The organism is Mycobacterium sp. IDUB_5 (assembly GCF_055419565.1).
Genome location: NZ_JBVAXX010000008.1, coordinates 1 through 14,566 on the forward strand (window position 1 = coordinate 1; position 14,566 = coordinate 14,566).

The 14,566-nt window shown below is 68.6% G+C and carries 14 protein-coding genes; 5 read left to right on the forward strand and 9 right to left on the reverse strand.

What is annotated here, in order from left to right:
* Positions 1-393: 393 nt before the first annotated feature.
* Positions 394-1,674 (reverse strand): tyrosine--tRNA ligase, encoded by a 1,281-nt coding sequence (tyrS, locus tag ACZY1G_RS24495; protein ID WP_463818037.1) that lies wholly within the window; start codon positions 1,672-1,674, stop codon positions 394-396.
* 17 nt (positions 1,675-1,691) lie between these two features.
* A complete protein-coding gene (locus ACZY1G_RS24500) occupies positions 1,692-2,333 on the reverse strand; it encodes a DNA-3-methyladenine glycosylase (RefSeq protein WP_463818036.1) in 642 nt (213 codons plus the stop codon).
* Between the two features lie 61 nt (positions 2,334-2,394).
* Here ACZY1G_RS24500 and ACZY1G_RS24505 point away from each other — a divergent pair, with 61 nt between their 5' ends.
* Genes ACZY1G_RS24505 through ACZY1G_RS24515 form a run of 3 tightly spaced genes read left to right on the forward strand, consistent with a single transcriptional unit; the run spans position 2,395 to position 4,552 of the window.
* Complete coding sequence (locus ACZY1G_RS24505; protein ID WP_463818035.1) at positions 2,395-3,159, forward strand: ABC transporter ATP-binding protein; 765 nt, start codon at positions 2,395-2,397, stop codon at positions 3,157-3,159.
* Positions 3,093-3,932, forward strand: coding sequence for an ABC transporter permease (locus ACZY1G_RS24510; protein ID WP_463818034.1), 840 nt, complete (start codon positions 3,093-3,095; stop codon positions 3,930-3,932). The genes ACZY1G_RS24505 and ACZY1G_RS24510 overlap by 67 nt, the downstream gene beginning before the upstream one ends.
* A 5-nt stretch (positions 3,933-3,937) precedes the next feature.
* A complete protein-coding gene (locus tag ACZY1G_RS24515; protein ID WP_463818033.1) occupies positions 3,938-4,552 on the forward strand; it encodes a TetR/AcrR family transcriptional regulator in 615 nt (204 codons plus the stop codon).
* Here ACZY1G_RS24515 and ACZY1G_RS24520 read toward each other — a convergent pair.
* The 3 genes from ACZY1G_RS24520 to ACZY1G_RS24530 are packed head-to-tail and all read right to left on the reverse strand — an operon-like array spanning position 4,549 to position 8,303.
* Entirely contained in the window at positions 4,549-4,755 is a 207-nt protein-coding gene (locus ACZY1G_RS24520; protein WP_463818032.1) for a Trm112 family protein, read from the reverse strand. The genes ACZY1G_RS24515 and ACZY1G_RS24520 overlap by 4 nt on opposite strands.
* Positions 4,752-5,279, reverse strand: coding sequence for a hypothetical protein (locus ACZY1G_RS24525; protein WP_463818031.1), 528 nt, complete (start codon positions 5,277-5,279; stop codon positions 4,752-4,754). The genes ACZY1G_RS24520 and ACZY1G_RS24525 overlap by 4 nt, the downstream gene beginning before the upstream one ends.
* Positions 5,280-5,333: 54 nt before the next feature.
* Positions 5,334-8,303: an acyl-CoA synthetase gene (locus tag ACZY1G_RS24530; RefSeq protein WP_463818030.1), complete on the reverse strand. Its 2,970-nt coding sequence runs from the start codon at positions 8,301-8,303 to the stop codon at positions 5,334-5,336.
* A gap of 89 nt (positions 8,304-8,392) precedes the next feature.
* On the opposite strand from ACZY1G_RS24530, the gene ACZY1G_RS24535 reads away from it, so the two are divergent.
* Positions 8,393-10,156, forward strand: a complete 1,764-nt coding sequence (locus tag ACZY1G_RS24535; protein WP_463823861.1) for an ABC-F family ATP-binding cassette domain-containing protein — start codon at positions 8,393-8,395, stop codon at positions 10,154-10,156.
* Positions 10,153-11,466, forward strand: coding sequence for a hypothetical protein (locus ACZY1G_RS24540; protein WP_463823862.1), 1,314 nt, complete (start codon positions 10,153-10,155; stop codon positions 11,464-11,466). The genes ACZY1G_RS24535 and ACZY1G_RS24540 overlap by 4 nt, the downstream gene beginning before the upstream one ends.
* Here ACZY1G_RS24540 and ACZY1G_RS24545 read toward each other — a convergent pair.
* Genes ACZY1G_RS24545 through argH form a run of 4 tightly spaced genes read right to left on the reverse strand, consistent with a single transcriptional unit; the run spans position 11,444 to position 14,542 of the window.
* Positions 11,444-11,950: a hypothetical protein gene (locus ACZY1G_RS24545; protein WP_463823863.1), complete on the reverse strand. Its 507-nt coding sequence runs from the start codon at positions 11,948-11,950 to the stop codon at positions 11,444-11,446. The genes ACZY1G_RS24540 and ACZY1G_RS24545 overlap by 23 nt on opposite strands.
* The gene (locus ACZY1G_RS24550; RefSeq protein ID WP_463823864.1) at positions 11,947-12,501 is read right to left on the reverse strand and encodes a hypothetical protein; all 555 of its coding nucleotides are present in this window, start codon (positions 12,499-12,501) and stop codon (positions 11,947-11,949) included. The genes ACZY1G_RS24545 and ACZY1G_RS24550 overlap by 4 nt, the downstream gene beginning before the upstream one ends.
* A complete protein-coding gene (locus tag ACZY1G_RS24555; RefSeq protein WP_463823865.1) occupies positions 12,498-13,118 on the reverse strand; it encodes a hypothetical protein in 621 nt (206 codons plus the stop codon). The genes ACZY1G_RS24550 and ACZY1G_RS24555 overlap by 4 nt, the downstream gene beginning before the upstream one ends.
* Positions 13,119-13,129: 11 nt before the next feature.
* Positions 13,130-14,542 (reverse strand): argininosuccinate lyase, encoded by a 1,413-nt coding sequence (argH, locus tag ACZY1G_RS24560; protein ID WP_463818024.1) that lies wholly within the window; start codon positions 14,540-14,542, stop codon positions 13,130-13,132.
* Positions 14,543-14,566 lie beyond the last annotated feature (24 nt).

Here is a 14,566-nt window from a genome sequence, read left to right on the forward strand (position 1 = left end):
CCAAACGGGAAAATGCGGACACAACAAAAAACAACAAACAAAAACCACCAAACACACTATTGAGTTCTCAAACAACAGCCCCGACTGACGCGCAAAGATCTCGCGGCGAAAAGCCGCGATATCTACTGCGGGCAGATGAGGACTCTCACCAAAGTGAGTGACCTCTCGGGAGTCGGCCGCGCTCTCCGGGCTGGGCCCGTGTCGCAGCGACTCCGATAAGTTACGTCAGGGATAACGCGGAGTCAAATGGCCTGCTAGAACCGGTTTTTCGCCCTGATCCCAGCGCGCGCACGGCAAGCGTGCGTTGACTGCTGAGATGACAACGCGCGGACGCGCGTAGTTGTTCCCACGCCGTGAAAACCCTCTGACCTGCACATTGCAGCCCCGTCGCCATCACGCTCTGCGGACACCGGCGATGTTGCGCTTACCGCGGCGCAGCACGAGCCACTGACCGTGCAGGAAGTCCGACGCCTGCGGCGTCCACTCTTCTGTGGCGATCTTCACGTTGTTCACCGACACTCCACCCTCGGCGATCGTCCTACGAGCGGCACCCTTGCTCGCCGAGAGACCCGTCGCCACCAGCAGGTCGACGATCGAATCCTGCCCTGCGGGAGGCACTTCCACGACCTCGCTGTTGCCGGCCTCCCGCAGCGCGGCCGCAAGGGTGGGCTCGTCGAGATCGGCGAGCTCTCCCCTACCGAAGAGCGCCTGGCTCGCGTGCTCCACTGCGTCGGTGGCCGCCTGACCATGGATGAGCGTCGTGAGCTCGCGCGCCAGACGGCGCTGGGCGGCGCGCTCGTGCGGTCGCTCCGCGGTGGCTTCCTCGAGCGCGGCGATCTCGGCTGCGTCGAGGAACGTGAACCACCGCAGATATCCCACGACGTCGGCATCGGCGGTGTTGATGAAGTACTGGTACCAGGCGTACGGGCTGGTCATCTCGGGATCGAGCCACAGACTGCCGCCCCCGGTGGACTTGCCGAACTTGCGCCCCTCGGAGTCCGTCACCAGCGGAGTGGTCAACGCATGCGCCCCGGCACCGGCCTTCTGCCGGACCAGCCGGACGCCGGCGATGATGTTCCCCCACTGATCGGAGCCACCGATCTGCAGTGTGCACCCGTACCGCTGGTGCAACTCCACGAAGTCGTTGGCCTGCAACAGCATGTAACTGAACTCGGTGTAGGAGATGCCGTCGCCCTCGAGACGACGACGCACCGTGTCCCGGTCGAGCATCACATTGACCGAGAAGTGCTTGCCGACATCACGGAGGAATTCGATGGCCGACATCTCCTGAGTCCAGGACAGGTTATCGGCGATGATCGCGCCGGTGGGTGAGTCGTCGAAATCGACGAACCGCTCCAGCTGACCCCGGATGCGTACAGCCCACTCGGCGATGGTGTCGGCGGTCTGCATCGTGCGCTCGCCGACCTCACGCGGGTCACCGATCATTCCGGTCGCGCCGCCCGCGAGCACGATCGGGCGGTGCCCGGACTGTTGGAATCGCCGCAGGGTCAGCAGCGGGATGAGGTGCCCGGCGTGCAGGCTGGGGGCGGTCGGGTCGAACCCGGAATACACGGTGACGGGTCCGTCGGCCAGGGCTTCGCCCAATGCGTCACGGTCGGTCGACTGCGCGATCAGCCCGCGCCAGTCCAATTCCTCGAGGATGTTGCTGCCCACCCACCGATCTTCCCGTACTAGTCACTTTCGCCGGGAGCGGGTGCCCGCGGGCTGCGCCGATAGGGGGATACCTCCATACGACCCGGCACCCAGAAGCGCCACGGCCGATCGGCAGCCTTGCTGACCCCCGTCCGGGGCCCCGCCGCCCCAGGTAGCGGGCGCGCCAGTGAAAGTTGGACCGGCGCAAGCGGATCGAAGAGATCCAGGCCGTTGTCTCCCATCTCGATGCCCAGCGCAGAACACAGATTGCCCGGCCCGCGCGCCAGGGCGAACTCCGTGACCAGCTCGCCCCGCCGCATCCGGGCCGGACCCACGCCATCCTCGATGACGGCCGCTCGGAGCAACACCGCGCCCGCGACACCGTCGGTGGCGCACACCACATTGGCGCACACGTGGATCCCGTGACTTCGATAGGTGTACAGCCGACCCGGCGGCCCGTACATCACGGTGTTTCGTCCCCCGCGCCCGCGAAACGAGTGCGACGCCGCATCCGGCCAGGGCCCGTCATCCGGACCCCCGTAGGCCTCGACTTCCACGATCGTGGCCGTGACATCGCGTCCCGTCAGCCGGGCACCGAGCAGCATCTGCGCTGCAAGGACGGGGTCCACAGCCAGACGCTGCGCCCCGGCGGGGCGTTCGATGTCGCCGCCGTCCACCATGTCGGGCCATCCTACGGCCGGGTCTTGACACCGTCCCGTTGCCAGGCGCAGTATTCATCGCATGATGAGTTCATCGAATGATGAATTAGGGGTCGAGGCGACGCCCGCCGCCATCGAGGTCGAGGACTTGCACGTACGCCGCGGTGGCAGGACTGCGATCGACGGCGTGACGCTGCGCGTGGACCGCGGCACGATCACCGGATTGCTGGGGCCTTCCGGGTGCGGCAAGAGCACGCTGATGCGCAGCATCGTCGGCACCCAGGTGGTGTCGAGCGGCATGGTGCGGGTGCTCGGGCTGCCCGCCGGTTGCGCCGAACTGCGCCACCGAGTCGGCTACGTCACGCAGCAGCCGACCGTCTATCCGGATCTCCGCGTCGTCGACAACGTGCGGTACTTCGCCGCGCTCTACGGCAGCGAGGCCACCGACGTCGACAACGCCCTGGCCGCCGTCGGTCTCGACAGCCATCGCACCGCGCTCGCGGGCAATCTCTCCGGCGGTCAGCGCACGCGGGTGTCGCTGGCCTGTGCGCTGGTTGGCCATCCCGAGGTGCTGGTCCTCGACGAGCCGACCGTTGGCCTCGACCCGGTTCTGCGCACAGAACTGTGGGACCGCTTCGCCGCTCTCGCGCGACGCGGCACCACGCTCCTCGTGTCCAGCCATGTCATGGACGAGGCAGACCACTGTCAGGACCTGCTTCTCATGCGCGAGGGACGCCTCCTGGCGCACACCACTCCGAACCAACTCCGAGAGGACACCGCATGTCAGTCGTTGGACGAGGCGTTCCTGTCCGTCATCCGGCGCGACACCGCAGCCGCACCGGCCTGACGTCGGGCCGCGCGAACCTGGCGCCGCGCGCCTACCTCGCGACCACCGTCCGCATCCTGCGGCAGTTGGCCAGCGATCACCGCAGCGTCGCGATGATCCTGGTGGTGCCCAGTCTGATCATCGCGCTGATGTACTTCATGTTCGACGCGGTACCGACCCGACCGGGACTACCGTCGCCGTTCGACAACGCATGCCTGGTGCTGCTGGGCGTTTTTCCGCTGATCGTGATGTTCCTGATCACCTCGATCACCATGCAGCGCGAGCGGGTGTCCGGCACGTTGGAGCGCATCCTCACCACCCCGCTGGGCCGCCTCGACCTGCTCGCCGGTTACGGAACAGCGTTCTCGCTCGCCGCAGCCGCCCAGGCCACCCTGGCGTGCCTGGTGTCGTTCTGGCTGCTGGATCTCGAGACGGCAGGCAACCCGGTGTGGGTGTTCGTCATCGCGATCGTCAACGCCGTGCTCGGGGTCGGGCTGGGCCTGCTGTGCAGCGCGTTCGCACGCACCGAGTTCCAAGCCGTGCAGTTCATGCCGCTGGTCATCGCGCCGCAGCTGCTGCTCTGCGGCATCGTCGTGCCGCGCGAGCAGCTACCCGACTGGCTGCAGTGGGTGAGCAACGCGATGCCGGCCAGCTACGCTCTGGAGGCACTCCGCCAGGTCGGCGCCCACGCCGAGCTGACGTCGCTGGCCGTCCGCGATCTGCTGATCGTCGCCGCCTTCGCGGTGTCGGCGCTCGCCCTGGCCGCAGCGACACTGAGGCGAAGGACACCGTAGCGACCGTGACGACCGAGCAGGATCGCAAACGTCCGGGACGTCCCCCCGGCGCGTCGGACACCCGCGATCGCATCTTGGCCGTCGCACGAGACCTGTTCGCCCGCAATGGTTTCGACAACACATCGATCCGCTCCATCGCCGCGGGAGCGGGCGTGGACGGTGCGCTGGTTCACCACTACTTCGGCACCAAGACCCAGCTGTTCGCCGCCGCGATCCACATCCCGATCGACCCCATGACGGTGATCGGTCCGCTGCGCGAGGTCCCGGTCGATCAAATCGGCCATGTCCTGCCGTCGCTTCTGCTGCCGCTCTGGGATTCGGAGCTGGGCAAGGGATTCATCGCCACACTGCGGTCCATGCTGGCCGGCAGCGACGTCTCGATGGTGCGGAGCTTCCTGCAGGACGTCATCGCCGCGGAAGTGGGCGGCCGGGTGGACGATCCGCCCGGCACCGGCCGAATCCGCGTCCAATTCGTCGCATCACAACTGGTCGGCGTCGTGATGGCGCGCTACATCCTCGAGCTGGAACCGTTCCGATCCCTACCCGTGGACCAGGTCGTGGAGACGATCGCACCGAATCTGCAGCGCTACCTGACCGGCGATCTCCCCGGGCTCGGTTAGGACTCGCTCGCCGCGGCGACCAGGCGCCGATGCTCGTCGTCGTCCACGGTGACGGCCTCGTCGATCAGCAGGACCGGGATGCCGTCGTCGATGCGGTACTTGCGCTGCAGACGGGGGTTGTAGAGACACCCGTCGACATAGAGCAGGGGACCCCGATCTTGGGGGCACACGAGGAGTTCGAGCAGTGCGGGTTCGAGCGTCATCCCGTCCGACCGGGCATCGGGAAGATGTTGTCGTCGGGATCCTTGATCATCGGGTTACCCGGACCCCAATTCGGCCCCATCGGCGCCTGCACGATGCCCGGAGTCGCCGGCGGCGGCACCGCGGGCTGCTGGACCTGATTGGCTGCCTGCATTTTGATCTTGCGCTGCGTCGCGAGCGTCGCCTGCAGAGCCTCGACCAGCGGAGCCTGATTCGGACGCTTGTCGAGGGCGTCCGCAAGGGCAGCGGTATTGGCGCGCGAAGGCTTGAAGCCCTGCATGCGCAGCGTCATCACCTGATCGATCAGCTTCGAGACCTGACCGCCGCCCGACCCGGTGTTGTACTGCTCGTTGATCATCACGAGGATCCGATCGGGTGACACCGGCGGAGGCGCATCGCCTGTCGACGGCGCTGCGGCCGGATCAGCGGCCGCCAGCGGAGCCGACAGCCCCGCGGCAATGCCTCCGACCAGCGCGGCACCGGCAAGCGCGGTCCCGGCGGCGCGGCGCCAATTGCGTGGTGACATGAATCCTCCTCGGAGTCGCCAGCGCGAGCCTAACAGTGAGGCGCGCACCGGGCATCACTGCTGTGTGCCGGCAATCTCGCTGCGAACAGCCGCAGTCAACCGCTTGTACAGATGGGTATCGGCGTCTCGATACCAGGCGTTACGGGACGCCTTCGGAACACCGTCGGCCTGCATCGGCCCTGCCAGAGGCCGGTACGTGGCGGTCAGTGTCATATCGGGCACGACGTGCACGATGTCAGGTGCGGCGCCGACAGGTATATCGGCCAGCGCCTCGGACACATCGGCGGCGGTGACGCTGCCGCCGGGACGCAGGGCCAGGGCGGTCACCGCTAGCGTCTGAGTCTTGGTGGGCACCGCGTAGGTGACGGCCATGTCGACCGCGCCGAGACGCCCGACTGCGTCGTTGACGGTGGCCGCGAACACCGGTCCGCGGGCGGTGTGGATCACCGCTGCGCGGGTGTCGACGAGCCAGTAGTCGCCGTCCTCGTCGCGGCGGAACAGATACTCGGTCGACACCCAGGTGTCGGCGGGTGCGAACACTCCACGCTTGACCGACGCCAGCGGGTCGACCGGGCCGCGCGGATGCGCGAGCAGGACGCCGACCTCGTTGGTGTCGGCGCGACGGACGAACCCGCGGTCGTCTTCGAGGATCAGGTTGTCCTCCGGGTCGTAGGCGGCCAGCGCGATCTCGCCGCCACCGGGCAGCGGCCTGCCCTTACTGCCCACCTTGGCGCCCGCGACGTTGGCCAGCACAGCCTGCCCGTCGGTGGTTGCGAAGAATTCGACGACCTTCGCCGGTGCGAACTCCTCCACGACCCGTTTCCACAGACCGCTGGGCATACCCGAACCGATGAACACGCGCACCGGGTGGCTGCCGGTCAGCGAGAAGGCAGGATCGTCGATCACCTCGCGCAGCATCGCCCACGTGTAGGACACCACCGTCACGCCGTATTGCCGGATCTCCTGGACGAAGCGGTCCGGCCGCGGACCCCGCGACAACGCGATGCGCGCACCGGCCACGACCGCGCCGCCCAGGCTCACCAGCAGACCCGACTGATGGTGCAGAGGGGTGAGGCAGTAGACGGTGTCGTTGCGGCTGAGGTTCGCCGCCGACGCGGTGCCGAACGCCGACAGCGCCCACCGGTAGTTGGTGATCTGGCGGGCGACCATGTCACCGCTGATCGTGCTGAACCCGATGAACGCCAGATCGCGGGCGAGCCCTGGGTTCGGGCGGTACCAACCGGGCAGATCCACCCGGTCCGGGTCGATCTGTTCCATGTCGATGACGCCGGCATCGTCGGGCAGGTGCAGATCGCGCGATTCGCCGCCACCGAGCACCAGCACCCGGGTGTCGAGCGTGCGGGCGGCATCCAGGTGGCCCGGGTCGGCGATGATCTCGGTGACCGCGCCCAGCCGCGCCGCGGTGGCGAGATCGGCGTCGGGCGGCATCAGCACCGCGACCGCGCCCAGGCGGGACAACGCGGCGATCGCGACCAGCGCGCTGGGCCGGGTGTCCATCAGCACGCCCACCCGGGCGCCCTGGCGCACTCCGACTCCGATGAGGCCGCGCACGACGTTGTTGATGCGGCGATCGACCGCCTCGTAGGTGTGCACGCGGCCGTCGAACAGCAGCGCTTCGCCCTGCGGGGCGTCGCGGGCCTGCTCACTCATGATGCGGCCCAACGAGATCCGGGTGTGGTCGTTGACCTGTCCCAGTCGCGCGAGGCGGGGCAGGGTGCGGGCGGTCTCCACGGCGAGCGTGCGGGCCGAGCGGTTCGCCGCGACGAGCGCGTCGGCGGCCGACTTCGCCAGCGTGAGCGCCATCTCCGTCGCCGCGGCGGTTCCGTGCGCCAGCCGGGAGGTGAGCGAGACACCGCTCTCCGACGATGCCGCCGGTTGCAGCGCCATCGGCGCGACACCGTCGGGCATGGCGCCGGCCCCGTCGAGCCAGCGCACCCACTGTGCCACTGTCGGCCACGTCTGGCTGGCCGCCTTCGAACCGACCACGAGCCCGAAATGTCCTGCCCTGATCATGAATTCGTAGACATCGGCCTGTGGCGCGGCCCGCTTGATACCGCGCACGGATGCGGGTTGGCCGATGTCGTCGACCTCGCCGACGACTGCCAGCACGGGACAGTCGATGTCCGAGAGCGTGACCAGATCGCCGTGCACGGAGAAGCCACCGGTCATCATCCGGTTGTGGGCGATGAACTGCTTGAGCAATTCCGAGATCGCCGGACCCGACCATGCGATCCAGCCGTCGGAGGCCAGGAACCGGCGCTGCTGCTCGCGCGGGAGCAGGGCTTCCCGGTCGTGCAGCTGCAGCAGGAACTCCAGCCGCGACTGGGCTGTCTTGATCGGGTCGAGCATCTGGAAACCGGTGCGCGCCATCCAGCCGGGGATGTCGATGCGGCTGAAGACGTGGTCGGCCATGAAGTCGGCGGCGGCCGGGGCGAGGCTGGCCGGCAGGTTCATCGGCAACGCGGCCAGGGTGTCGACCGGCGAGCCGAACGCGATGATGCTCGCCAGATCCTTCGAGCGCCGGTAGGCCGCAGTCTGATAGGCGAACATGCCGCCCTGCGAGTATCCAGCCACGTGCACGTCGCGCCCGGTCACCGACTTGACCGTGTCGATCGCCTCGCTGAGAGCGACGATGTGGTCGGCCAGGTTGCGTTGCATCCCGCCCTCGACCTTGTCCGGCGACCCGAAGTCGATCACCCACGGGTCGACGCCCGCGCGGTGCAGGATGCCGACCGCGCCGTCCTGGCGGGTGACGTCCCACATGTCGGCCGACATCATCATGGGGTGGACCATCAGCACCGGTGGGCCTGCGGGTTTGGCGCCGGGCCGGGTGTCGGGCGGGAAGTAGCGGCGCAGCCGGTACATCGGCACGCTCTCCACGATCTGGAACGGTGAGGGCACCGATCCGGTCTCCAGACCGCCGTAGCGCAGCACCTCGAGACCGTTCTGGGCGGTCGCGACCAGTCGGCCGACCGGTCCGGTGATCGCCGAGAGATCCACCAACGCCTGCTCCCCTATCGCCGACCCCGAACCCCTGATCCCCCCAGTGCAGACGTCATCATGGCACAGCAGAGGCCTATCATCGGCGCCTGATGGCGAACCTGATCAACCTGGAAAAGGTCACCGTGGGCTACGGCACCCGCACGTTGCTCGATGCCGTCAGCCTCGGTGTCGAGGAGGGCGACGCGATCGGCGTGGTCGGCCGAAACGGCGACGGCAAGACGACGTTGCTCAAGGTGCTCACCGGCACGCTGGCACCCGACTCCGGGCGGGCGACCCACACCTCCGGCCTCTCGGTGGGCTACCTGCGGCAAGCCGACGACTTCGCACCGGAGGACACCGTGCGCGGTGTGATCGTCGGGGGCCGGCCCGACCACATCTGGGCCGCCGAGCCGACCACCCGCGCCGTCGTCGAAAACCTGTTGGCCGAGGTGTCTCTGGACGCCCGGGCGGCGGATCTGTCCGGTGGTGAGCGGCGCCGCGTCGCGCTCGCCGAGGTGCTGCTGGCCAACCACGACGTGCTCGTGCTCGACGAACCCACCAACCACCTCGACGTCGAGGTGATCGGCTGGCTGGCCGGGCACCTGTCCGCGCGGCCCGCCCGGGCACTGGTGGTGGTCAGCCACGATCGCTGGTTCCTCGACGCCGTCGCCACGAGCACCTGGGAGGTGCACGACGGCGTCGTCGACGCCTACGAGGGCGGCTACGCGGCGTTCGTGCTGGCGCGTGCCGAACGCATGCGCATGGCCGCCGGCACCGAGGCCCGGCGCAGGAACCTGATGCGCAAGGAACTGGCGTGGCTGCGGCGCGGGCCGCCCGCGCGGACGTCGAAGCCGAAGTTCCGCATCCAGGCCGCCAACGACCTGATCGCCAACGAGCCGCCGCCGCGCGACTCGCTGATGCTGCAACGATTCGCCACCTCACGGCTCGGCAAAGACGTGTTCGATCTGCACCGGGTGAGTCTGCAGGTGGGCGATCCGCCGCGCACGCTGCTCGACGGCATCGACTGGTCGATCGGGCCGGGCGCGCGCATCGGACTGGTCGGCGTGAACGGCACCGGGAAGACGTCGATCCTCAAGCTCCTGGTCGGTGACCTGCCGCCGACGTCGGGCACGGTGAAACGCGGCCAGACGCTGTCGATCGGCTACCTCAGCCAGGCGCTCACCGAATTGCACCCCGACGAGCGGGTCCTCGACGCCGTCGAGAGCAAGAAGCGCCTCACCGAGGTCGCGGGCGGCCGCGAGGTCAGCACCTCGACGCTGCTGGAGGATTTCGGGTTCACCGGGGACAAGCTGACCACGCGGCTCGGCGAACTGTCCGGCGGTGAGCGGCGGCGGTTGCAGTTCCTACGGCTGCTGCTCGACGAACCGAACGTGCTGCTGCTCGACGAACCGACCAACGATCTCGACATCGACACGCTGACCGTCATCGAGGACTACCTCGACGGCTGGCCCGGCACGCTGATCGTGGTCAGTCACGACCGCTACTTCCTCGAGCGCGTCAGCGACGTGACCTACGCGTTGACAGGCGGTGGGCGCTGCGATCTGCTGCCCGGGGGCGTGGAGCAATACCTCGCCGACCGGTCAGCAGCGGCCACCCCGGCCCCCGCCCGGGCCGAGCCGGTGCGGGGCGAATCCGGCGCCGCCCGCGATCGCCGCGCCGGCAAGGAGATGGCACGGATCGAGAACCAACTCGCCAAACTCGACGATCGGATCGCCGCCCTGCACGAGGCGATGGCCGATGCCGCCGCCGACCACGTGCGGGCCGGCGAACTCAACGGCGAGCTGAGCGACCTGCTCTCCCGTAAGGACGACCTGGAGCAGGCCTGGCTCGAATTGGCCGAGGACGCCGGATGAGTACGACCCAGATACGTACGACGGCGGAGTATCTCGCCCGCCCGTTCGTGCTGTTCTGGCGGTACTGGCCTCAGCTCGCCGCGTGTTATCTGCTCGGGCTGCTGGGGCGCCGAGCCGCGATCGAGCTGGCCGCGTGGGCCGGGTACGACAACGATCTGTGGGCCTCTCTGATCATGCCGCTGGCCGGTCTCGCCCGGCTCGGGTCCTACGTCGCGATGTTCTTCGTGATCCGGTCGGGCATTCCGGCGTTGGCGGCGCTGCCGCCGCGGACCGCGCGCCGCGTCGACGTGTTCGCCACCGTGATCGTGCCGTTCTTCGCGATCTACCTGGCGTGGAAGATGTTCGCCGAGGACTGGATCGCCTACGAACAACGGGCGCTGGGCTATCGGATCGGGCAGAGCATGACCACCCCTGGTGGGGTCGAACTGCACCCCGAGGCACTTCCGGGAGGCACGCTCACCGTGGTGCTGATCGTGACGGCACTCGTCCTGCGCTATGTCCTGAGCCGCTTCAAGGATCTGATGCCGCGGTGGATGATCGCGGTCCGGGTCTACGTGGACGCTCTGTGGGTCTTCCTCAGCCTCAGCTTCGCGGCCAGCAAGGACGTCACCTTCTTCGTCAACCCGAGCGGTTGGCTGCAGCAGCGGCGGATCGTGGTGTGGTTCACCGACACTCGCGCAGAGCTGTTCTCCCACTTCCGGCCGCTGGAGATCCTGTGGGACACGGTCACCTGGACGGTGAGCACTGTGTTCGGGGGCGCCACCATCCCGCTGCTGTGGCTGGCCGTCGCCGCGATCGTCTACGGGGTGTCGATGCCGGCGGATTGGCGCAGCGCCGCTCGCCGCGTCGCCGGTCAACGTGCCGACCTGCTCTTCGAGCGGGCGTCGACGCGACAGAAGCGGGTGCGGGACCGGTGGTCTCGGCTGTCCGATGTCCGCCGCGACGAGGCGCGCGACGTGCTGCTGTCCCGGCTCGGCAACTACCGGCCGATCACCGATTCTGCCCGGCTCATCCTGCACGGCGGCGTGATCGCGTTGGCGCTCTACGTGCTCGGCTATCTCGGGCTGGCCTGGCTGGACATGGCGGGCAGTTTCTACCGCCCCGAGGTACGCACCGGACAATTGTTCCGCGGCGCGGCGTGGCTGCTCGGGCCGCACCCGGAAACCTACTGGGATGCCGTCCGGCCCACGCTCGTCTTCCTGTCGAATCTGATCATCGAGCCGTTGCGGGTGTGCCTGATCGCCTCGACGGTGGCGTACTGCCTCGAACACGTACGCGCGCAACCGGTTACAGCAGCACCCGCACAGTGATCTGGCCGTTGTGCGTCACGTCCATGGCCGTGGGCACGACGTCGTCGGGCAGCAGGAACGTGAACTGGACGGGGCCGGGCAGGTGGCAGAGCGATGTGACCCCGTCGGGCGGGATCGGGGTGTAGCCGCCGACCCCCTCCGCCGTCCAGCGCGTCGTCCCGTCGGTGATCACAGCGGTGCAGTAGCCCTGCTGCGGGGTTCCCGACCGGTCGAAGTCGAGCACGGTCAACACCGTGCCCTTCGGCAGCGCCGGCCCGAACCGAACGGGGCTGCGGTTGAGATGCGTGACCTTCGTCAGCCGCCACGTCTCTCCCCCGGCCGAGCCGCTCTCGCCCTTGGGGATGACGACTTCAGGTTGCACGGAGTGTCGGTAGGTCGACCAGTCCGGTCCGAAGTCGATGACGACGAACACGGCGATTGCGCAGGCGGCCGCGACGGCGCCCAGCACGTTGCGCTGCCACAGCGCGGTCAACCGGCCGCTCATGCACGTGCCTCCGGCGGAACCAGCTCGAGGTCGGCGCCGCGGCTGACGGCCTGAGGTGGGATCGTGATCACCAGCCGCGAGTCGAGCAGGTCACTGCCCACCCAGACCCGCAGCGTCAGTAGGTCGGGGGCGCGGCCGTCGACCAGTTCCGACGCGACGTCGAAGACCCAGCTGCCGCGCTGCTCGATGCCCGGCGCCAGCGCTCGTCCGAGGGTCTTCGTCAAGAACCGGTCGGTGGGGATGTAGGTGTTCGCGCCGACCAACAGATCAGCGTGCGGCACATCGGTACTGCCCAGCGCCTGCATCGTCGTGTCGACGACCACCCACCGGCCGGCCGCCGGTACCGAGTTCACCGTCGGCGCAACGCTCACCGCGGTGACGGTGGCAGTGACGCCACGGCCGCGGACCGGCTCGCCAGCTTTCCCGTGGACGTCGAACGGTCCGTAGAGATCGGTGGGTGTGGGCAGGTTGTGCCAGACCAGTGCCGCCGCTGCGATCAGCACGATGACACACACCGCCGACAGCACCGACCGCATCCTCGTCGCGGTCATGCCGGTTCCTTCACGGTCAGCTCGGTGACGCCGTAATCGGTGAGGCTGTCGAGCCACTCCTTGCCGCCGTAGGCCACCATCAGTTGCTTGAACTGCTTCTTCCACACCCGCACGCTGATCGTGTCGCCGGGCCGAACCGCGTTCTGCGGCACCACCCACAGGTACGCGAGCTTCTCCGTCAGACCGGGTCCGAGGGTCTGGATCGGCGACCCGTCGCGGAAGCGGAACGCGCCGAAGAACTCCTTGCCGTTCACCATGCGCAGGTCCAGCTCGTTGCGGAGGCGGCCGGGCACCGTTCCGTCATTGGCGAGCGTGACGGTCACTCCGAGGTAGAGCTTGCCGGGCTGGGCGGGGCCGATCGTGCGCGTGCCGGCGGTGACCTTCGGCAGCAGCGAGGCCCCGTGGATGTTCACGGTGTACTGACCGTCGGAGAAATCCTCATCGGCCGCGAACGGGACCGCTCCGGTGTTGACGGTGTCGAGTCCCCCGAACAGTGCGGCGACCGCGAGGACCGTGGCCAGCGCGGCCTTCCACCACTGCCGCAGCGGGCGTTGCGCCAGCCAGCGCCGGAGCCGAGCGCGCCGGCTGGTCGCCGTCTGCTGCTCGCCGGAGTCCATGGTGCCGAATGCTAGCGGCGCAGCCGGATTCGCAGTTCGTCGGCCGCGGCTCGCACCGCGCTCAGCTGTCGGGCCACCTGCACGGGCGCGGTGCCGCCCCGCGCATCGCGCGAGTTCACCGACCCTTCCACGGTCAGGACGTCGCGAACTTCCGGCCCGAGGTCGGGATGGATCGCGGCCAGTTCGGCGTCCTCGAGGTCTTCGAGGCCGACGCCCCGGGCTTCGGCGGCGCGCACGGCAGCACCGGCGGCTTCGTGCGCCACCCGGAACGGCACACCGCGCCGCACGAGCCATTCCGCGACGTCGGTGGCCAGTGTGTAGCCCAGCGGGGCGAGGGCGACCATGCGGTCCTCGTCGAACTCGAGCGTCGACACGAGTCCGGCCATCGCGGGCAGCAGCATCTCCAGCTGTGCCGCCGAATCGAAGACGGGCTCCTTGTCTTCTTGGAGGTCCCGGTTGTAGGCCAGCGGCTGGGCTTTGAGCGTCGCGAGCAGTCCGGTCACGTTCCCGATCAGCCGACCGGCCTTGCCGCGTGCGAGCTCGGCGATGTCGGGGTTCTTCTTCTGCGGCATGATCGAACTGCCCGTCGACCAGGCGTCATGCAACCGCACATACCCGAATTCCGTTGTGCTCCACAAGATGATGTCTTCGGCCAGCCGAGACAGATCGACGGCGATGAGGCCGAAGACGAACGCCGCCTCGGCCGCGAAATCCCGTGCGGCGGTGGCATCGACAGAGTTGTCGGCGGCGGCGGTGAAACCCAGCTCCTCGGCGATCGCATCCGGGTCCAGACCCAGCGACGACCCGGCCAGAGCGCCCGAGCCGTAGGGCGACACCGCGGCGCGCTTGTCGGCGTCGACGAGCCGGTCGATGTCCCGCAGCAGCGGATGGGCATGCGCGAGCAGGTGATGCGCGAGCAGGATCGGCTGCGCAGACTGCAGGTGCGTCTTGCCGGGCATGATCGCCGTGGGATGCGCGGCGGCCTGGGTGGACAGGGCGGCGACGACCTCGAACACGCCGTCGGCGATCCGGCGTATCGCGTCGCGCAGCCACATCCGGAACAGCGTGGCGACCTGATCGTTGCGCGACCGGCCGGCACGCAGCCGCCCGCCAAGATCGGCACCCACGCGGTCGATCAGGCCACGCTCGAGCGCGCCGTGCACGTCCTCGTCGGTCGCGATCGGGCCGAAGCTGCCGTCGGCGACGTCGGTACCGAGACTGTCCAGCCCGGCGAGGAGCCCGTCGCGCTGGTCGTCGGTGAGCAATCCGGCACGATGCAGGACCCGTGCGTGCGCCTTCGATGCGACGACGTCATAGGGCGCCAGCACCCAGTCGAAGTGGGTCGACTTGCTCAGTGCGGCAAGCGCATCCGACGGCCCGTCGGCGAACCGACCACCCCAGAGTGACCCCTCGTTCGTGCTCACGTCAGCGCCCCCGTCCCGCGTCGA

Coding starts and splice junctions, on each gene's coding strand:
- ACZY1G_RS24500 (WP_463818036.1), bottom strand. CDS start 2,333: ATGGTGGACGGCGGCGACATCGAACGCCCCGCCGGGGCGCAGCGTCTG.
- ACZY1G_RS24550 (WP_463823864.1), bottom strand. CDS start 12,501: ATGACCGCGACGAGGATGCGGTCGGTGCTGTCGGCGGTGTGTGTCATC.
- ACZY1G_RS24555 (WP_463823865.1), bottom strand. CDS start 13,118: ATGGACTCCGGCGAGCAGCAGACGGCGACCAGCCGGCGCGCTCGGCTC.
- ACZY1G_RS24505 (WP_463818035.1), top strand. CDS start 2,395: ATGATGAGTTCATCGAATGATGAATTAGGGGTCGAGGCGACGCCCGCC.
- ACZY1G_RS24540 (WP_463823862.1), top strand. CDS start 10,153: ATGAGTACGACCCAGATACGTACGACGGCGGAGTATCTCGCCCGCCCG.
- ACZY1G_RS24545 (WP_463823863.1), bottom strand. CDS start 11,950: ATGAGCGGCCGGTTGACCGCGCTGTGGCAGCGCAACGTGCTGGGCGCC.
- ACZY1G_RS24525 (WP_463818031.1), bottom strand. CDS start 5,279: ATGTCACCACGCAATTGGCGCCGCGCCGCCGGGACCGCGCTTGCCGGT.
- ACZY1G_RS24535 (WP_463823861.1), top strand. CDS start 8,393: ATGGCGAACCTGATCAACCTGGAAAAGGTCACCGTGGGCTACGGCACC.
- ACZY1G_RS24510 (WP_463818034.1), top strand. CDS start 3,093: ATGTCAGTCGTTGGACGAGGCGTTCCTGTCCGTCATCCGGCGCGACAC.
- ACZY1G_RS24520 (WP_463818032.1), bottom strand. CDS start 4,755: ATGACGCTCGAACCCGCACTGCTCGAACTCCTCGTGTGCCCCCAAGAT.